This is a genomic window from Methylobacterium sp. J-059, from assembly GCF_022829485.1.
In the GTDB taxonomy this organism is placed as follows: domain Bacteria; phylum Pseudomonadota; class Alphaproteobacteria; order Rhizobiales; family Beijerinckiaceae; genus Methylobacterium.
Genome location: NZ_JAKSYA010000178.1, coordinates 67,464 through 85,075 on the forward strand (window position 1 = coordinate 67,464; position 17,612 = coordinate 85,075).

The window sequence follows — 17,612 nt, forward strand, 5'->3', positions numbered from 1 at the left end:
CGGACGCCTCGGGGCAAGCGGTTCGCTGAAATCGCATCGATCTGCCGACCGATCGCCGCCGTGCACGGATGATCGGAGGCGCAAGCGCGGGCAACGAGGCGCGAATTCGATCGCTTGTTCGCGACAGGGGCCAGGCGCCGCTTCCGACGAGCCGTCCGGTACCGTCGGTCGGAGATGCGTGAGGCTGGCACCCTCGTAGAGGAAGCTTACCCGAACACGTACCCCCCGTTGATCCGCAGGCCGACCTCGCGGCCGGCGGCGTAGCGCTCGCCGTCGGAATCCTCGACGATCAGCAGGCCGCCGTCGGGGCGGCCGACCTCGATGCGCTGGCGGCCCTGGCTGCGGTAGGACGAGCGGACGGTGCCGGTGAGGTGGGCGGTGGCGGGCTCCACCAGCTGGAGCTGCCAGGGCCGCACGAACAGCTTCACCGGGCCGATGAGGCCGGCGGGCGCGGCGACCGGGGTCGGCTTGCCGTCGACGCGGACCCGGCCGCCCTCGGCGATCGCCTCGACCTCGATGGCGTCGCCGAGGAAGCGCAGCACGGTGGCCGAGGCCGGGTTCTCCTGGACCTCGTCCGGGGTGCCGACCTGCTCGAGCCGCCCCTTGTCGAGCACGGCGACGCGGTCGGAGAGCTCCAGCGCCTCGTCCTGGTCGTGGGTGACGAAGATCGTGGTCTGGCCGGTGCGGTCGTGGATCTCGCGCAGCCAGCGGCGCAAGTCCTTGCGGACCTGCGCGTCGAGCGCCCCGAACGGCTCGTCGAGGAGCAGGACGCGCGGCTCGACGGCGAGCGCGCGAGCGAGCGCGATGCGCTGGCGCTGGCCGCCCGAGAGCTGCGAGGGATAGCGGTCGGCGAAGCCCGACAGCCGGATCAAGTCGAGCAGCTCGCCGACGCGGCGCTTGATCTCCGGCGCCGGCGGCCGCTCCGCGCGCTTTCGCGCGTTCAGCCCGTAGGCGATGTTGTCGGCCACGCTCATGTGCTTGAACAGCGCGTAGTGCTGGAACACGAACCCGACCGCGCGCTGCTGCACCGGCAGGAAGGTGGCGTCGTCGCCGCCGAACAGGATGCGGCCGCGGTCCGGCGTGTCGAGCCCGGCGATGATGCGCAGCAGCGTCGTCTTGCCCGAGCCCGAGGGGCCGAGCAGGCCGAGCAGCTCGCCCGCGCGCACGTCGAGGTTGAAGTCGTGCAGCACGGCGGCCGTGTCGAAGGTCTTCGACAGGCCCTCGACGCGGATCGCGGTCGAGTTCGCGTTAATGCCGTGCCCGCGACCCGAGCTCCGCCCCGTAGCGCCATTCGAGGAGGGATTTGAGGGCGAGGGTGACAAGGGCGAGTCCGGCAAGGAGCGAAGCGACGGCGAAGGCGGCGACGAAATTGTACTCATTGTAGAGGATCTCCACGTGGAGCGGGATGGTGTTGGTCAGGCCGCGGATATGCCCGGACACCACCGAGACCGCGCCGAACTCGCCCATGGCGCGGGCGTTGCAGAGAAGCACGCTGTAGAGCAGGCCCCAGCGGATGTTGGGGAGCGTCACCGTGCGGAAGGTGTGGAGGCCGGTGGCGCCGAGCGTCAGCGCCGCCTCCTCCTCGGCGTTGCCCTGCTCCTGCATCAGCGGGATCAGCTCGCGGGCGACGAACGGGAAGGTGACGAACACCGTCGCCAGCACGATGCCGGGCAGCGCGAACAGGATCTGGATGCCGTGGTCCTGCAGCCAGCCGCCGAACAGGCCGCGGCTCCCGAACAGCAGCACGTAGATCAGCCCCGAGACCACCGGCGAGACCGAGAACGGCAGGTCGATCAGCGTGATCAGCAGGCTCTTGCCGGGAAACTCGAACTTGGCGATGGCCCAGGCGGCCGCGACCCCGAAGACGAGGTTGAACGGCACGGCGATCGCCGCCACCGTCAGCGTCAGGCGGATCGCGGTCCAGGCGTCGGGCTCGGAGAAGGCCTCGAGATAGGCGCCCACGCCGCGGGAGAGCGCCTGGGCGAACACCGTGAACAGCGGCAGCACCAGGAACAGCGCCAGGAACACCACCGCGGTGCCGATCAGCAGCCCGCGCACGAGGCGGCCCTCGCTGGCGGCCTCCTCCTGCGCCGGCGCGGCCGTCAGGCTCAGATCAGACATAACCGAACCTCCGGCGGCTCCAGGCCTGGATCAGGTTGATCGCCAGCAGGGTCAGGAACGAGATCCCGAGCATGATCGTGGCGATGGCGGCCGCGCCCCCGTAATCGAACTCCGAGAGCTTGATGACGATCAGCAGCGGCGCGATCTCGGAGACGTAGGGCAGGTTGCCGGCGATGAAGATGATCGAGCCGTACTCGCCGACGCCGCGGGCGAAGGCCAGCGCGAAGCCGGTGAGCACCGCCGGGATCAGCGGCGGCAGCACCACCTTGATCAGCGTCGTCCACCGGGTGGCGCCCAGCGTCGCGGAGGCCTCCTCGACCTCCTTGTCGATCTCGGCGATCAGCGGCTGCACGGTGCGCACGGCGAACGGCAGGCCGATGAACACCATGGCGATGAAGATGCCGACCGGCGTGTAGGCCGCCTGGATGCCGAGCCGCGCCAGCTGCGCGCCGACGAGGCCGTTCGGGGCATAGAGCGAGGCCAGCGCGATGCCCGCCACCGCGGTCGGCAGGGCGAAGGGCAGGTCGACCACGGCGTCGACGAGCTTGCGGCCCGGGAAGCGGTAGCGGGTCAGCACCCAGGCGACGAGGAAGCCGAACACCGAGGCGGTGAGCGCGGCGAGCAGCGACACGCCGAAGCTGATCCTAAGGGCGCTGGCCACGCGCGGGTCGGTGGCGACGTACCAGATTCCCGAGAGGCCGAGGCCCGAGGCCTTGGCGACGAGGGCGGCCAGCGGCAGCAGCACCACCAGCCCGAGGCAGGTCAGCGTGTAGCCGAAGGTGAGCCCGAAGCCGGGGATCACGCTGGCTTGTCGGAAGCGCCGCTTCGGGCGGGGTGGGGCGACCATGGGAAGTCTCTCGAGAAACGTTCGGATCGGTCGACGCGGCCGGCCCGATCGCGGGTCCCTTCTCCCGGCGACCTCGGGCCTGCCCGGGATCGGCTGCGCGGATGGGGAGAGGGGGTCGGTCGGCGCTACCGCCCCTGGCGGCTCAGCTGGTCGAACAGGCCGCCGGTGTCGAAGTTCCGCTTCTGGATCTCGTCCCAGTTGCCCTGGAGATCCTCGATCTTGAACAGCTTGATGTCCGGCAGCTGCTTGAGGTCGGCCTCGGCCGCCGCGGCGGGCTTGAAGGGGCGGTAATGGTGCTTGGCGAAGATCGCCTGCGCCTTGTCGGTGTAGAGGAAGGCCAGGTAGGCCTCGGCCTGCTTGCGGGTGCCCTTGCGGTCGACGTTGGCGTCGACCAGCGCCACCGGCGGCTCGGCGTAGATCGAGGTCGGCGGCACGACGATGTCGAACTTGTCGGCGCCGAACTCCTGGAGCACGAGGTAGGCCTCGTTCTCCCAGGTCGGCAGCACGTCGCCCAGGCCCCGCTGGGCGAAGGTGACGGTGGAGCCGCGGGCGCCGGTGTCGAGCACCGGCACGTTCTTGTAGACGGTGCCGACGAAGGCGTCGGCCTTGGCCGCGTCCTTGTCCTGGTTGTAGGCGTAGCCCCAGGCGGCGAGGAAGTTCCAGCGCCCGCCGGCCGAGGTCTTGGGGTTCGGGGTGATGACCTTGATGTCGGGCTTGGCGAGGTCGCCCCAGTCCTTGACGCCCTTCGGGTTGCCCTTGCGCACGAGGAACACCACCGTCGAGGTGTAGGGCAGGCCGGCATTCGGCTGCTTGCCGCGCCAATCCTCGGGGATGCGCTTGGTGAGCTTGGCGATCGCGTCGATGTCGGAGGGGATGCCCAGCGTCACCACGTCGGCGTCGACCCCGTCGATCACCGTGCGGGCCTGCGAGCCCGAGCCGCCATGCGAGGCGCGCACCGTCACGGTCTCGCCGGTCCTGGCCTTCCAGTCCTCGGCGAAGGCCGCGTTGATGTCGCGGTAGAGCTCGCGCGTCGGATCGTACGAGACGTTGAGCAGGGCCGTCTCGGCGCGCGCGCCGACCACCGTGAGCAGGCCGCCGGCCAGGCACAGCCCCGCCAAGGCCGCCCGCCGCCCGATCCGCCCCGTCCGCCGTGTTCCGTGCCGCTCGCCCACGCCGATCCTCCGGTCATCACCGCGGGATGCGCGCCGGCCTCGGCCCGTATCCCTTACGAAGAGACCGGTTTTCGTTCTTTTTACAGAACGTTGTCAACTGGTCGAGCGGCGTTGCACGACCGGAACACGGCGCTTCGATGCGCCATCGCTTGCCGAGCCCGCTGGTATTTTACACGCGAAAAACCGGATCTTCTCCGAACCGTCCCATCCGAAGAAGATATTTGCGGTGACCAGCCCGTTTCTTAGAACGAACGTTTTACCGTCTCGGCCCGAACGGTGCCGCGCCTGCGAGGCGATGACGGACAGGCGACGGCGCAGCCGCGATCCCGTCCAGGCATGCATGGACGCGGAGGAACCGCGGGGCCGCGGACGCCCTAGCTGTCGAGGTATCCCGCCTCGGCCAGCGCTTCGGCCACGGCCTCGAACCAGGGATCGCCGGGGGCGGGGCCGTCGGCCTGCGGGGCGAAGGCGTCGTCGGCCGCCGGGCGGGCCGCGGGCGCGTCGGCGCGCAGGCGGGCGCCGAGGCCGAAGAAGCCGGACGCCGCCGTCAGGGCCCCGCCGATCGCTGTCATCGTCATGCCGCACCCCGTTCGCGAACCGATCGTTAACGATGGTGTGGTGAAAGCGTTGCACACGCAAGGCGTGCACGTTCGGACGCGCCGTCGGCGCTTGCCTGCGGCTCCGCGGTGACGTGGCCGGCCTGCATCGCCGGCGGGACTTTTCGCGCTTCGCCGGCGGCCCCGCGGACAGGGCCCGGGCGCCCGGGCTATGGACGGCGGCGCGCCGGACCGGCCGCCCCCGCCCCAACCGACAAGATGTCCATGACCGTCATCGCCCTCGTGCTCGTCGCCAACCTGCTGCTCGCCGGGCTGTTCTCCCTCGTCGCCATCGCGGTCGACTGAGGAGGGCCCGGCGCCGGGCGTCAGCGGCCGAGCGGGCGATCGAGGGGGCCGTTCAAGGGGCCGTTCAAGGGGCCGTCGAGCGGATGGAGCCGGTCGGCCGCGACCGGGCCCGCGCCCCGCAGGCGGACGGGGCGCGACAGCCGGCGGGCGAGCGCCCGGAGGTCCGGCGCCGCGGCACCGCCCGGCGCGTAGAGCGCGCGGTCGAGGCCCGCGAGGCCGGCGGCGGTATCGGGGTCGGCGCGCCAGGCCCGGGCGAGATCGGGCTCGGCCGAGAGCGTCGCGGCGCGGAAGGCGGCGGCGTCGTTCGCGGCCGCCGCGCGGCGCAGGGCCGCCCGGGCGCCGCGCGGCAGCCGCAGGCGCCCGGCGCCCGTCCCGAACCCGATCAGCGCCAGCCCGAGGCCGAAGGCGGCGAGCCCGGCGGCGGCCGCGACCCACGGCGCGGTGGCGAGCGGGGGGGCGAGGTCGCCTTCCCGGTCGGGCAGGCCGCCGCCGATCTGGCGGGCGGGGATCTCGGCCTCGCGCATCGTGCGCGACACCGTGTCGAACCACGGGATGACGATCGCGTCGAGGGGGATGATCTCGGGCACGCCGGCCTTCACGTCCCACTGGTAGGTGGCGCGCGCCACCGGGCCGGCGGGGGTGATCAGGGTCTCGCGGGTGACCGGGCCGGCGAAGGTGAGGATGCCGCGGGTGCGCATCACCGGGCGCGGCGGCAGCCCCTCGGCGACCATGCCCTGCGCCTCCACCGTCACGATGCGCCGGGTGGTGTCGCCGAGCTTCACCGTCTCCGGGTCGGGCGACCAGGAATCGGTGATCGTCACGTCCTTGGCCGGCAGCCACCACGGCTCCTTGGCGTCCGGGCCGCCGCCCTCCTTGGTCCAGGTCGCGACCGGCAGCGCGACCGGGCCGGAGCGCACGTCGATCACCCGGCGCTGGCCGTCGTCGTTGATCGTCAGGCGGTGGTCGAACGGCTCGATCGTGAAGTCGCCGGCATGGTGCGGGAACACCGCGATCACCCGGTCGAAGGCGATGGCGCTCTGGCCGTCCTTCAGCTTGGTCCTGCTCCAGCGGTCGCGGCCGAGCTGGCTCCAGCTGAAGTTGGCCAGCGTCGGCTGGATCACCTCCTCGAGCAGGATCTGCTGCTTGTAGACCCCGTGGATGCGCAGCAGCACCATCTCGCGCACGAACGGCGCGGCGTTGCCGTTCAATTCGGGCGTGACCGTGAGGGTGAGGTCGCCCGGCTCGACCTCGGCGCGGGCGGGCTGGGCCAGGAGGAGGGCGGCGAGCGCCGCGCAAGCCCAGGCGCCGGGGCGAAGGCGTGACGCCGCCGAAGCGAGCGCGGGCCCCCTCTCCCGGGCGGGAGAGGGTCGGGGTGAGGGATGAGAACGCCCCGGAGAGGTCACGCCCCTCATCCCACCCTTCTCCGCCTGGGAGAAGGAGCCGCGCAGTGCTTCCCGGGCCTCCTCCGGCGCCCGCGTCCGGCGATGACGAGATAGGCCGTCGGCATTCCAAAACCTCACCATGGGTTGCTCCCGGCGGGCATGCTGGTGCCGGCTTCGATGCGGCGGGCCTGCTCGGCCTTGAGGCGGAGCTTGAGGTAGCGGCCGGGGTCGTCCGGCAGGGTCCGGAGCCAGAGGCGGTCGGGGCGGATCTCATGCGCCTCGAAGCTCTTGGTGACGCGGCGCACCTCCTTCTCGGGGGCCTCGGCCACCATCGCCGAGCCGCCGCCGGTGCGGCCGCGCCCGGCGGCGTCGCCGGCCGAGCCCCGGGCCTCGCCGCGGCCCGATTCCACGGTCTGCTGCTCGGCCTGGCCGCGGCGCGCGACCTTGCTGTTGCCGGGGATCGAGGCCGAGGAGCTCGCCTCCTTGTTGCCCGCCAGGCCCTCGCCGCTGGAATTGGCCTGGAGGGTGTTGTCCTTCTCCTGGTTGGCGGTGTTGTTGTAGCGGGCGCCGTACTGCGCCGAGCCGTTGGCGGTGCCGCCGCCCTTGCGGTCGATCGCCTCGGCGACGAGCTGGGCGATCAGCGAGCGGTTGGCCTGCGCGTCGGCGTCGCGCGGGTTGAACTGCAGCGCCGCGTCGTAGGCCTCGATCGCGCCGGCATAGTCGCCCGTCCGGGCGAGCGCGTTGCCGAGGTTGTAGGCGTTGCGCCGGCCGCCGTTGCGGAACACGGCCGCCGCCTCGTCGTAGCGGCCGGCCTCGTACAGGGCCGGCCCGCGCCAGGCCGGATCGTCGAGCACCGCGAGCGCCGCCGAGGGCAGCCCGACCCCGATCAGCAGGCGGCCGAGGCCGGTGCGCGGCTGCGAGACCAGCATCAGCGCGAGGATGCCGGCCCCGGCCGCGGCGAGCCCGAAGGTCCGGGCCCAGCGCCGCCAGCCGCGGGAGAGCGCGGCCGAGACGGCGGGGGAGAGCGGCCGGCGGCCGAGCGCGAAGGCGGCCATCACGCGCTCCTCCGGAACAGGATCAGCGCCGGCCCGAGCGCGAGCAGCAGAAGCCAGCGCCCGAGATCGGCGAAGGCGAGCACGGCGTAGCCGCCCGCCGCCAGGTGCTGCGCGGTGCCGGCGCCGACCGCGTCGAGCACCGGGGCGGGTGCCGACAGGTCGGCCGCGACCCCGCCGCCGGCGGCGGCGAGCCGGTCGAGGGCGGCCCGGTCGGTCTTCGGCGCGCCGGGCGGCAGGGTCTTCTGCGCCGGCACGAACACCCCCTGGAGCCGCCAGCCCTTGGCCCGCATCGCCTCGGCCTCGCGCAGGGCCGCGTCGCCGATGCCGTCGCCGTCGGTGATCAGCACCACGTCGGCGGCGAGCGCGCCGGCCTCCTCCAGGGTGCGGCGGGCCAGCGCCAGCCCGCGCTCGGGGTGGCTGCCGCGGTCGGGCACCGTGTCGGCATCGAGCGCGAACAGGGTGGTGCCGAAGCTGTCGCGGTCGGTGGTCGGCCCGGTCGCGACGTAGGCGTCGCCGGCATAGACCACCAGCGCCACCGCGCGGGTGCCGGCGGCCTCGGCCACGCCCTGCGCGATCTGGCGCAGGTCCTTCAGCCCGCCGCCCTCGGCGACCGAGCGCGACAGGTCGGCGACGATCACCGTCGCGTCGAGGTTGCGGAAGGTCGTCGCGTCCTTGCGCTCGACCGCGGGGCCGGTGAGCGCCAGCGCCACGAAGCCGGCGGCGAGCGCGGCCGCGAGGTTCGCCTGCCGCCGCCCGCCGAGCACCGCCCCGCGCCGGACCATCAGCGCCATCAGCGCCGGATCGACCGCCCGCGCCCAGTCGCCGAGGGGCGCGGCGCGGGCGGCGGCGCGGAAGGCCAGCACGGCGACCAGGGGAATCGCCAGCAGCCACCACGGCCGCAGCAGCGCGTAGGCGTCGAGGACGGTCATCGCGGGATGCCCCGGCAGTGGGGAGGGCCCCCCTCTCCCCGCGTGCGGGGAGAGGCCCGGCCGCACCTCGTCGTGCGGCCGGGAAGCGGAGGCGAAGCCGAGGCGGCGGTGAGGGGACGGTGCCCTGGGAGGCTCGCCGGTCGAAGCCCCCTCACCGTCGGCTGCCGCCTCGCCGCGACGACGACGGGGTCGTCGCGGCCCTCTCCCCGCGTGCGGGGAGAGGGGATGCGCGAAACGGTCGGCGGCAAGGCGGGCACGAGCCCGCGCGCTGGCATCATCCCCGCCTCCGGGAAGCCAGGAGCAGCCCGGCGCAGGCGAAGGCGAGCGCCGCCGGCCAGGGCCAGAGGTCGCGGCGCAGGGGCACCGGGGGGGCCTTGGCGCGGCCGCCCTCCAGGGTGTCGATGGCGTCGGCCACCGCGACGAGGTCGTCGGTGGTCCTCACCCGGAACGCCTTGCCGCCGGTGATCTCGGCCATCTCGCGCAGCGTCTCGGTGTCGACCACGTCCTGCTCGCCGTCGGCGTCGGCCATGTCGCGGGGGCCGAGGGCGATGGTGTAGACCTTGATGCCGAGGTCCTTCGCCAAAGCCGCCACGTCCCGCGGCGTGGTCTGGCCGGCGTTGTTGGCGCCGTCGGAGAGCAGGATCACCGCCTTCGAGGACGCGACCGGCTGGCCGTCGATGCCGGAATCCTTCGGATCGAGCCGGCGCAGCGCCAGCCCGAGGCCGTCGCCGATGCCGGTGGAGCGGCCGACGAGGCCGATCGTCGCCTCCTCCAGGGCCCGCGCCACGCTCGCCGTGTCGAAGGTGAGCCCGGCCGCGACGAAGGCCTGGTCGGCGAAGATCACCAGGCCGATGCGGTCGCCGGCGCGGCGGCGGATGAAGTCGGCGCCGACGCGCTTGACCGCGACGAGGCGGTTCACGGTCTCGCCGTCGAGCGAGAAGTCGCGCCGCTCCATCGAGCCGGACAGGTCCATCGCCAGCATGATCTCGCGGCCCGAGGCCGGCAGGGCGGTGGCCGGCAGGACGAGGCGGGGCCCGGCCAGCGCGACGACGAGGGCCGCCCACAAGGTCCAGATCAGCCAGGTCCGGCGCCGGCCGCGGGCGGCGACGTCGGCGCCGGCCTCGGCGCGCGCCACCAGCGAGGCCGGCACGCGGAGCGCGCCGCTGCCGCCCGCGGCCTCGGCCGGGACGAAGTGCTGGACCAGCAGCGGCAGCGGCAGCAGCAGCAGCGCCAGCGGCGCCGCCCAATCGAACGCGGAACCGAGCGCCGTGACCCAGGCCGGGAGCAGGCTCATCCGCGCATCCGCCCGATCAGGCGCCCGAGCTCGGCATCGAGGACGGCCGGGTCCGGCCGGTCGCTGCGGCGATAGAGCCCCTCGGCGAGGACGCGCCCGGCGCCTTCGGTGAAGAAGGTGGTGGCGAACAGCCCGTCGAGCCTGTGCGCCCAGGCCGTCCCTTGCGCGCTCGCCGCATCCTCGCCCTGCACGGTGCGGGCGACGCGGCGCAGCAGCCGGGCCTGCGCCACGAGCCGGGCCTCCGGGTCGAGGTTTCGCGCGGCGGCGAGATCGCGCAACGCCGCGCGGCGGACCGTGGCGCGGGCGCGGACCCGGAGATAGCGCACCAGACCGACGAGCAGCGCGGCGGCGAAGCCCGCCAGGATCGCGACCACGACCTCGCCGGAGATCGCCCCCGCCGCCTGGTTCGGCAGGTGCAGCCCGCGCAGGGCCTCGAGGGTGGGAGGAGCGTCGGCGGGGGTCATCGTTTTCCGCCTGCGGGCATACGCACCCCCTCCCCCCGACGGATCTCGGGCAAGCCCGAGATCCGCACCTCGTGTGCCCAAGTCGGGCGGGCCCGACTTGGGTGCGGGGGAGGGTACCCTGCGGAGCAGGGGGGGAAGGAAACGGCGGCGGCTTCACAACACCGCATCGAGCCGCTCCATCAGCGGGGCGTAGGCCTCCGGGCCGGCCTCGACGTCGAGGCGCAGGCCCGCGATGCCGCGGCGGGCGTAGTCGGCCAGGCGCTCGTCGGCGGCGAGGCGCGCGGGCGCCGGCTCGCGGGCGGGCTGGCGTGCGGATTGGCGGGCGGACTGGACAGTGCCGCGGCGGCCGTCGGGCAGGGCGAAGGGGTAGAAGCCCGGCGGCCGGGACCGCTCGAAGGCGTCGCTCACCAAGATCAGGCGGATCGACAGGCTCTCGGCGAGCAGCGTCAGCAGGCGGTCGAAGTCGGGGCCGGGGCTGTCGAGCGCCGAGGCGAGGACGAGGTGGCCGCCGGACGGCAGCAGGCTGCGGGCCAGCGTCAGCAGCGGGTCGAGCGGCGGATCGGCGGCGGCGGGTTGCGCGAGGGCGCGGGCGTGGGCCGACGCGAGCGCGCCGGTGACGGCCGTCATCGCGCGCTCGCCGCCGGCCGGGCGCAAAGCCGTCGGCTCGTCCGCGCCCGCGACCACGAGGCCGACGCGGCCGCCGTCGCCGACGACGCGCCAGCCGAGCAGCGCCAGCGCCTCGGCCGCCGCCACCGAGCGCAGCGCCCGGCGGGTGCCGAACAGCATCGAGGGGCGGAAATCGGCGAGCAGCACCACGGCGCGGTCGCGCTCGTCGTGGTGGGTGCGCACGTGCAGGATGCCGGTGCGCGCGGTGGCGTTGCGGTCGATGTGGCGCCGGTCGTCGCCCTCCGACCACAGCCGCACGTCGTCGGGCTCCGAGCCGCGCCCGCGGCGCTTGGTGACGATGCCGCCGGGCAGGCCCGCCAGCGTCCGCGTCGCCGGCGTGACGCCGCGGCGCGCGAGGTGGCGCAGGCCCATCAGCGCCTCGCCGGAAAGGTGGAAGGCCGGGTTCGTCTCGGGGGCGGCGGTGGCGGTCATGCCGGAATCCGGCCAGCGCGACGCGGCCCCCTCTCCCAATGGGAGCGCGGACCCGCGCAGGGCGTGGTCGCGCGGGGCCTTCTCGCGGTTGCCGAGAACACCCTCAGAGCGCCCGCACCCGCTGGACCAATCCGCCGACGATGCCGCGGGTGGTGAGCCCTTCCGCGGCCGCGCGCCAGGTCAGGCCGATGCGGTGGGAGAGCGCGTCGGCGGCGAGGTCCGCCACGTCCTCGGGGACGACGTGGTCGCGGCCGTGGAGGTAGGCCCGCGCCTTGCCGGCGACCATCAGCGCCAGCGTGCCGCGCGGCGAGGCCGGATGCTCGATCGCGGCGCGCAGGTCCGGTGCCGCGGAATCGGTGCGGGTCGCGGCGACGATGCGCACGAGATAATCCTTCAGCGCCGGCGAGACGTAGGTCTTCAGGGCGGCCTCGCGCGCGGCCAGCACCTCGGCGACCGAGAGCTTCACCGGCATCGCCTCGCCGTGATGGTTGAGCTCGCCCTCGACGAGGTCGAGGATCTTCCGCTCGGAGGCCTCGTCCGGCATCCCGACCACGACGTGGAGCAGGAAGCGGTCGAGCTGCGCCTCGGGCAGCGGGAAGGTGCCGGCATGCTCGATCGGGTTCTGGGTCGCCACCACCATGAACGGGTCGGCGAGCGGATGGGTCGCGCCGGAGACGGTGATCTGGCCTTCCGCCATCGCCTCGAGCAGGGCCGACTGCACCTTCGGCGGCGCGCGGTTGACCTCGTCGACGAGGATCAGCGAGTGGAACAGCGGGCCGGGCAGGAACTCGAAGGTGCCGGCATCCTGGCGCCACACGGTGGTGCCGGTGAGGTCGGCGGGCATCAGGTCGGGCGTGCACTGGATGCGGGCGAAGGAGCCGTCGAGCCCGTCGGCGAGGCGCTTGACGGCGCGGGTCTTGGCCAGCCCCGGCGCCCCCTCGATCAGCAGGTGGCCGCCGGTGAGCAGCCCGATCATCAGGCGCTCGACCAGGCCCTCGCAGCCGATCAGCCCGTGCTCCAGGCCGGCGCGGAGCTCGAGGATGCGGGCCCGCAACGGATCGGCGGCGGCAGCCGGACGCTCGGCAAGCGCAGCGCCGCTCATGCGCGCGCGCGCCCTGCGCGACACGGCCGGGCCGGCTGGAAGGAAGCCTTCATCCTGCACGTCTCCTCGTCGAAACCGGCGGGCTGAACCCGCCGCACTTGGATTCTTGATCGATCCATAGTCGAGCCGGTGTGCCCGCTGCCCGGGGCACCCGTCAATCCCGCTGCGACCTCGGGTTGGGACCGGCTCCCGTCACGGAACCGTCATGCGCGCCCGTCTAGGAGACCGGATGGTCCTTCTGCCCACGCCCCTCCCCGAGCCGGTCAATTCGGCGATCAGCCTGATCGTGGCCTTCGTGCTCGGCACCCTGATCGGCGCCGAGCGGCAGTACCGCCAGCGCACCGCCGGCCTGCGCACGGCGGTGCTGGTGGCGGTGGGGGCCGCCGCCTTCGTCGATCTCGGCATGCGGCTGACCGGGGCCGAGGGCGCGACCCGCACCGTCGCCTACGTGATCTCGGGCATCGGCTTCCTCGGCGCCGGCGTGATCATGAAGGAGGGCATGAACGTGCGCGGCCTCAACACGGCCGCGACCCTGTGGTGCTCGGCCGCAGTCGGCGCCTTCGCCGGCGCCGACCTGCCGCTGGAGGCTTTGTTCGTGGCGGTCGCGGTCCTGGCCTGCAACACCCTGCTGCGCCCGCTCGTCAACGCGATCAACCGCGCGCCGATCGACGAGAGCGCGACGGAGGCGACCTACGAGGTCCAGGTCACCACCGCCCCCGGCACCGCGGGCCCCGCCCAGGACATGCTGGTCGAGCGGCTGGAGGCGGCGGGCTACCCGGTCGGCGGCGTCGAGGTCGAGGAGCGCGGCGACGCGGCGGTGGACGTGGTCGCGACCCTCATCGCCAGCGCGGTGGCGGCCAAGGAGCTCGACGCGGTGGTCGCCGCCCTGCAGGCGCAACCGGGCATCCGCCACGCCACCTGGGCGGTGCAGACGGGGGATTGAGGGAACGGGGCAAGGCGCCGAACCCGTACGTTTCGCGCGCAAGGCGCCCACGTCGCCGTCCCCTCCCCCGCACCCAAGTCGGGCCTGCCCGACTCGGGCACACAGGGTGCGGATCGCGGGCGAGCCCGAGATCGTCGGGGGGGAAGGGGGACGTGTCGAAGCTGCGTCCGAGGGTGGAGGTACCGAACGTGCGGCGGCACACCGGGCGATCCCCAACGGCGCTTTCCGCATCGCGCGATGAAGCCACCTTCCTCCCAAGAAATCCCGAACCCGGCCTCGCAGGAGACATCCCATGGCAGAACTCGAACATCCGTCGGCCAGGAACGCGCTGATCGTCGGGGCCTCGCGCGGCCTTGGGCTTGGGCTCGTCGAGACCTTCCTGGGGCGCGGCTGGCGCGTCACCGCGACCCAGCGCAAGGCCTCGCCGGGCCTGGCCGCCCTCGAATCCGAGGCGCTGACGATCGAGACCGCCGACATCGACGACGACCAAGCGGTCTCGGTCCTGCACGACCGGCTGGCGTCCCGAACATTCGACCTGGTGTTCGTGGTGGCCGGCGTGGCGACGCAGGCGCACGATCCGCTGCACGCGGTGCCGCGGCCGGTCGCGGCGCAGGTCTACCTCACCAACGCGATCAGCCCGGTCCGCTTCGCCGAAGCCTTCCGCGATCGGCTCGCGCCCGGCGGCAGCCTGGTGTTCATGAGCTCGATCCTCGGCAGCGTCGGGCTCAACACCTCCGGCGGCTGGGAAAACTACCGCGCCAGCAAGGCGGCGCTGAACACCCTGGTCCGCAGCTTCGCGATCCGCCACGCGGCGGAGAACCTGAGCGTGGTGCTGATGCATCCGGGCTGGGTGCGGACCGAGATGGGCGGCGACGGGGCCGACATCGACGTGGCGACCAGCGTCGCCGGCATGGCCGACGTGATCGAGGCCCGGCTCGGCCGGCCCGGCACGGCCTATCTCGACTACCGCGGCGAGACGCTCGCCTGGTAGCGCGGGCCCCGAAGGCGGTCCGCGGGCGCCGTCAGCGCCGCGGATCGAGCGGGCGGCCGCGGCGCTCGACGATCACCGGCGGGCGGGTGCGGCGCTCGACGATGACGGTGCGCGGCGCCCGGCTCGGGCCGGCCTGGGCGATGATCCGCTCCGGCACGCGCTCGGGCTTGGCCCGCAGCGCCGCGACGACGTGCGGGCGGACCTCCTCGGCGGGCAGGCCGATCAGCCCGGCGGCGATCTCGATCTGCTGCTCGAGGTCGTCGGACAGGTCCTGCGCGGCGGTCACCGCCTCGACGATCGTCGGCGGCTCGCGGCGGACCCGGATCGGCGGCAGGTCGGCAAAGCTCTTCTTCGACTTCTTCACGGCAGGGCTCGCGCTCGTCATGGCCCACCGTACCCGATTCGCACCGATTGTGCACCGCATCAAAACGAGGCCGTCGCCGTCCTGCCATGCATGCCCCGGCGTGCCGAAGAGGCAGGCAGAGGTGCGCCGCGATCCTGCGGGCGCGCTGGCGCATTCATGATGCAGTTGCCGTCTCAAGCGGCACGACGATGCGTCGAAATGGCGCGGGGGGAGACGCGTCCCGGGGCGTGGTTCGGTCACCGCGGCCCGCGATCATCACTTCGAGACGCCCGCAGATTCCGAGACAGCCGCAGCCCCGAGCCGTGATGACGAGCCCGCCGACCGCCAACCACGATCCGCGCACCACGCCGGCCCGGCCGGACCTCGCCGACATCCGACTGCGCGGCGCGGTCGAGGCGGCGCGCTTCGTCGCCGGCGAGCCGCGCCGGGTCGTGGTTCCGGCCGCCCCGCTTCGCCGGACGCCGCGACCGGAGGCCGGGCTCGAGACCGAGGCGGTGATGGGCGACGCGGTCGCCGTGTACGAGGTCGGCGACGGGTTCGCCTGGGTCCAGCTCGTGCGCGACGGCTATGTCGGCTACCTGCCGGCGGCGAGCCTCGGCCCGGCCGACCCGGCCCCGACCCACCGGGTGACGGCCCTGCGCAGCTTCCTCTACCCCGCCCCCGACATGAAGCGCCCGGCGCTCGGCCATCTCGGGCTCGGGGCGCGGATCGCGGTCGCAGACACGGCCGGCGACTTCGTCCGGGTCGGCGACGCCTTCGTCTTCGCGGCCCACTGCGCGCCCCTCGACCGCACGGTGCCGGACTACGCGGCCACCGCCGAGCGGCTGGTCGGGACGCCCTACCTGTGGGGCGGGCGCACCAGCCTCGGGCTCGACTGCTCGGGCCTGGTCCAGCTCTGCCTCGATCTCGCCGGCCTGCCCTGCCCGCGCGACGCCGACCAGCAGGCCGGCGCCGTCGGCCGCGCCCTGCCGATCGGCTTCGACGGCCTGCGCCGCGGCGACTTCGTCGACTGGCGCGGCCATACCGGCCTGATGCTCGACGCCGACACCCTGATCCACGCCAACGGCCATCACATGGCGGTGGCGGTCGAGCCCCTGCGCCGGGCGGCGGAGCGGATCGCCGCCAACAGCTACGGCGCGATCACCGGGATGCGCCGGCTGGAGGCGTGAGGGCGCGACTTCCCCGCCGCAACCGATCGTGTCGACCACCTCGCGCCGAACCGGCCCCCTCTCCCGAACGCGACAGGGGGCCCGAGATTTGCCGGCAAAACAGGTGAGCGCGGCAGACCTTCGCGCGGGATGCGCCGCGATCGGTTCGCGCGGCGGGGAAGCGCAGGATCGACCGCGGAGCCTCCCGCGCCGCGTCCCCTACCCCTTCAGCCGCATCTTGATCCGGTAGGTCAGCCCGTCGCGGACGTCGCGGTAGGCGTCCATGCGCTGCTCGCGGGAGGCGTCCTGGAGGATGGTCGGGTCCGCCGTCTGCCAGTACTCGACGTCGGCCGCCAGGGTGTGGGTCATCGCCAGCGCCTTGTGGTGCGCCTCGGGGGCCAGCGTCACGATCAGGTCGAAGTTCAGCCCCTCCCACTCGTCGAGCTCCTCGATGGTGCGGGGCCGGTGCTTCCTGGCGTCGATGCCGATCTCGTCCAGCGCCGCGACCATGAACGGGTCGACCGGCTCGCCCGAGCGCACCCCGGCCGACTGCACGTAGACCGACTTGCCGAAGTAGTGGCGCGCGATCACCTCCGCCGCGGGCGAGCGCACGGCGTTGAAGTTGCACATGAACAGCACCGACTGGACCCGGCGCTTGCGCGGCACGACGAGGTCGCCGGGCGGAGGCGGGACGAGGACGTCCATCGCGCGGGGGCTCTCAGCGTCTGTGCCGGTGCGGGCGTCGGCGGCGCAGGCCCACCTCAGCCCTTCCAGTGCAAGGCGAAGACCAGGGTGAACAGCCGCCGGGCGGTGTCGTGGTCGAGGTCGACCTTGCCGGCCAGGCGCTCCCTCAGGGTCTCGGACGCCTCGTTGTGCAGGCCGCGCCGGCCCATGTCGATCGCCTCGATCTGCGTCGGGGAGGCGGTGCGGATGGCGTTGTAGTAGCTCTCGCAGATCATCTCGTAGTCGCGGATCACCCGGCGGAACGGGGTCAGCGACAGCAGGTGGGTCATCACCGGGTCGCCCGTCGGGGACAGGATCGCGAAGGAGAGCTTGTTCTCGACGAGCCCGAGGTTGAGCGCGTAGGGGCCGGTGCGGCCCGGGATCGCGAAGTGGTTGTCCTCGAGGATGTCGAAGATCGCGATCGCGCGCTCGTGCTCCTGGTCGGGGTTGCCGCGGCCGATCGAGTCCTCGTCGAGCGTGACCGCGATCAGGCGATCCTTCGACGACGATGCCCCGTCCTTGGCCTGTTTGGTCTCGGCAGTCATCACCCCCGCCTTCCGTAGCCAGAGCGGGAGGCTTGCAACCTGCGGCGATGCGGGATGAGGTGGAGGACAGAGATCATGGCCGCGCTTCCTTGAAAACCGATTCCGTCATCCCAGAATTGTACAGCCAGTCGCCGCCGTAAGCGCAGTGATCCATCACCAGCGTCTGGCTCGCCTCAACCATGCGAAAGTCACAGGCCTCATTACGCAGACCTTTGGCAAAGACGAAATCTCTGATCACCAAGCGCCTGCGCCGCTTCTTCCAATGCGCCGTTAGATCGCCGCCATCCCCGGCATCGAACCAGAAACCATCGACCTCGCCATTGGCTCTGAAGCAATAGGTCGAGCTGCTGACAGGCCAATTCTCGAGAGGGCGAAATCTCGACTTTGTCCAACAGCGATTTTCGATCCCTATTTGCTCCGAAGCAATGCCCTGGCTGGAGAAGACGGCCGTCGCCAAAACGTTGCAACACAAGATCGCGCAGCATGAATATCGTCCGACGCTGCGCATCTTGGAACGTGCCATCCCGCTGGG

Annotated in this window: 20 protein-coding genes; 4 read left to right on the plus strand and 16 right to left on the minus strand. The window is 73.1% G+C overall.

Features of this window, described 5'->3' with window-relative positions; translation table 11 throughout:
- Positions 1–206 precede the first annotated feature (206 nt).
- The 5 genes from MKK55_RS27245 to MKK55_RS27265 all read right to left on the minus strand — a co-directional run bounded on the left by MKK55_RS27245 (position 207) and on the right by MKK55_RS27265 (position 4,718).
- Positions 207–1,190: a sulfate/molybdate ABC transporter ATP-binding protein gene (locus MKK55_RS27245; RefSeq protein ID WP_243938825.1), complete on the minus strand. Its 984-nt coding sequence runs from the start codon at positions 1,188–1,190 to the stop codon at positions 207–209.
- 58 nt (positions 1,191–1,248) lie between these two features.
- Complete coding sequence (cysW, locus tag MKK55_RS27250; protein WP_147727627.1) at positions 1,249–2,121, minus strand: sulfate ABC transporter permease subunit CysW; 873 nt, start codon at positions 2,119–2,121, stop codon at positions 1,249–1,251.
- Complete coding sequence (gene cysT, locus MKK55_RS27255) at positions 2,114–2,968, minus strand: sulfate ABC transporter permease subunit CysT (protein WP_147727628.1); 855 nt, start codon at positions 2,966–2,968, stop codon at positions 2,114–2,116. Before cysT ends, cysW begins: the two co-directional genes overlap by 8 nt.
- A 125-nt stretch (positions 2,969–3,093) precedes the next feature.
- Complete coding sequence (locus MKK55_RS27260) at positions 3,094–4,104, minus strand: sulfate ABC transporter substrate-binding protein (RefSeq protein WP_409566135.1); 1,011 nt, start codon at positions 4,102–4,104, stop codon at positions 3,094–3,096.
- A 410-nt stretch (positions 4,105–4,514) separates the two neighbouring features.
- Complete coding sequence (locus tag MKK55_RS27265; RefSeq protein WP_243938752.1) at positions 4,515–4,718, minus strand: hypothetical protein; 204 nt, start codon at positions 4,716–4,718, stop codon at positions 4,515–4,517.
- Between the two features lie 108 nt (positions 4,719–4,826).
- On the opposite strand from MKK55_RS27265, the gene MKK55_RS27270 reads away from it, so the two are divergent.
- Entirely contained in the window at positions 4,827–5,042 is a 216-nt protein-coding gene (locus MKK55_RS27270; protein WP_243938754.1) for a hypothetical protein, read from the plus strand.
- A gap of 20 nt (positions 5,043–5,062) precedes the next feature.
- Here MKK55_RS27270 and MKK55_RS27275 read toward each other — a convergent pair whose 3' ends face one another.
- The 7 genes from MKK55_RS27275 to MKK55_RS27305 all read right to left on the minus strand — a co-directional run bounded on the left by MKK55_RS27275 (position 5,063) and on the right by MKK55_RS27305 (position 12,366).
- Positions 5,063–6,313, minus strand: a complete 1,251-nt coding sequence (locus MKK55_RS27275) for a hypothetical protein (RefSeq protein WP_243938834.1) — start codon at positions 6,311–6,313, stop codon at positions 5,063–5,065.
- Positions 6,314–6,558: 245 nt separating this feature from the next.
- Positions 6,559–7,479 carry a tetratricopeptide repeat protein gene (locus MKK55_RS27280; RefSeq protein ID WP_243938756.1) on the minus strand — a complete coding sequence of 307 codons (921 nt, stop codon included), beginning with the start codon at positions 7,477–7,479 and terminating at the stop codon, positions 6,559–6,561.
- Positions 7,479–8,408: a vWA domain-containing protein gene (locus MKK55_RS27285; RefSeq protein ID WP_147860389.1), complete on the minus strand. Its 930-nt coding sequence runs from the start codon at positions 8,406–8,408 to the stop codon at positions 7,479–7,481. Before MKK55_RS27285 ends, MKK55_RS27280 begins: the two co-directional genes overlap by 1 nt.
- 274 nt (positions 8,409–8,682) lie before the next feature.
- Complete coding sequence (locus MKK55_RS27290; protein WP_243938758.1) at positions 8,683–9,702, minus strand: VWA domain-containing protein; 1,020 nt, start codon at positions 9,700–9,702, stop codon at positions 8,683–8,685.
- Positions 9,699–10,166, minus strand: coding sequence for a DUF4381 family protein (locus MKK55_RS27295; RefSeq protein WP_147844791.1), 468 nt, complete (start codon positions 10,164–10,166; stop codon positions 9,699–9,701). The genes MKK55_RS27290 and MKK55_RS27295 overlap by 4 nt, the downstream gene beginning before the upstream one ends.
- Positions 10,167–10,319: 153 nt before the next feature.
- Complete coding sequence (locus MKK55_RS27300; protein ID WP_243938760.1) at positions 10,320–11,264, minus strand: DUF58 domain-containing protein; 945 nt, start codon at positions 11,262–11,264, stop codon at positions 10,320–10,322.
- A gap of 103 nt (positions 11,265–11,367) precedes the next feature.
- Positions 11,368–12,366: an AAA family ATPase gene (locus tag MKK55_RS27305; RefSeq protein WP_243938762.1), complete on the minus strand. Its 999-nt coding sequence runs from the start codon at positions 12,364–12,366 to the stop codon at positions 11,368–11,370.
- A 229-nt stretch (positions 12,367–12,595) separates the two neighbouring features.
- Between MKK55_RS27305 and MKK55_RS27310 the strand changes: the two genes are divergently transcribed.
- A complete protein-coding gene (locus tag MKK55_RS27310; protein WP_147727387.1) occupies positions 12,596–13,309 on the plus strand; it encodes an MgtC/SapB family protein in 714 nt (237 codons plus the stop codon).
- A 292-nt stretch (positions 13,310–13,601) separates the two neighbouring features.
- A complete protein-coding gene (locus tag MKK55_RS27315) occupies positions 13,602–14,300 on the plus strand; it encodes an SDR family oxidoreductase (RefSeq protein WP_243938764.1) in 699 nt (232 codons plus the stop codon).
- A gap of 31 nt (positions 14,301–14,331) precedes the next feature.
- Here MKK55_RS27315 and MKK55_RS27320 read toward each other — a convergent pair whose 3' ends face one another.
- Complete coding sequence (locus MKK55_RS27320; protein WP_147727385.1) at positions 14,332–14,685, minus strand: hypothetical protein; 354 nt, start codon at positions 14,683–14,685, stop codon at positions 14,332–14,334.
- Between the two features lie 284 nt (positions 14,686–14,969).
- On the opposite strand from MKK55_RS27320, the gene MKK55_RS27325 reads away from it, so the two are divergent.
- Positions 14,970–15,833 (plus strand): C40 family peptidase, encoded by an 864-nt coding sequence (locus MKK55_RS27325; protein ID WP_243938766.1) that lies wholly within the window; start codon positions 14,970–14,972, stop codon positions 15,831–15,833.
- A 198-nt stretch (positions 15,834–16,031) separates the two neighbouring features.
- Here the strand turns inward: MKK55_RS27325 and MKK55_RS27330 are convergent, their stop codons facing one another.
- From MKK55_RS27330 to MKK55_RS27340, 3 genes are all read right to left on the minus strand, one after another.
- On the minus strand, positions 16,032–16,517 hold the full coding sequence (locus MKK55_RS27330; RefSeq protein ID WP_147727383.1) for a low molecular weight phosphatase family protein: 486 nt from the start codon (positions 16,515–16,517) through the stop codon (positions 16,032–16,034).
- A gap of 56 nt (positions 16,518–16,573) precedes the next feature.
- Positions 16,574–17,080, minus strand: a complete 507-nt coding sequence (locus MKK55_RS27335; RefSeq protein ID WP_243938768.1) for a UPF0262 family protein — start codon at positions 17,078–17,080, stop codon at positions 16,574–16,576.
- A 73-nt stretch (positions 17,081–17,153) separates the two neighbouring features.
- Positions 17,154–17,603, minus strand: a complete 450-nt coding sequence (locus tag MKK55_RS27340) for a hypothetical protein (protein WP_243938770.1) — start codon at positions 17,601–17,603, stop codon at positions 17,154–17,156.
- Between the last annotated feature and the right edge of the window lie 9 nt (positions 17,604–17,612).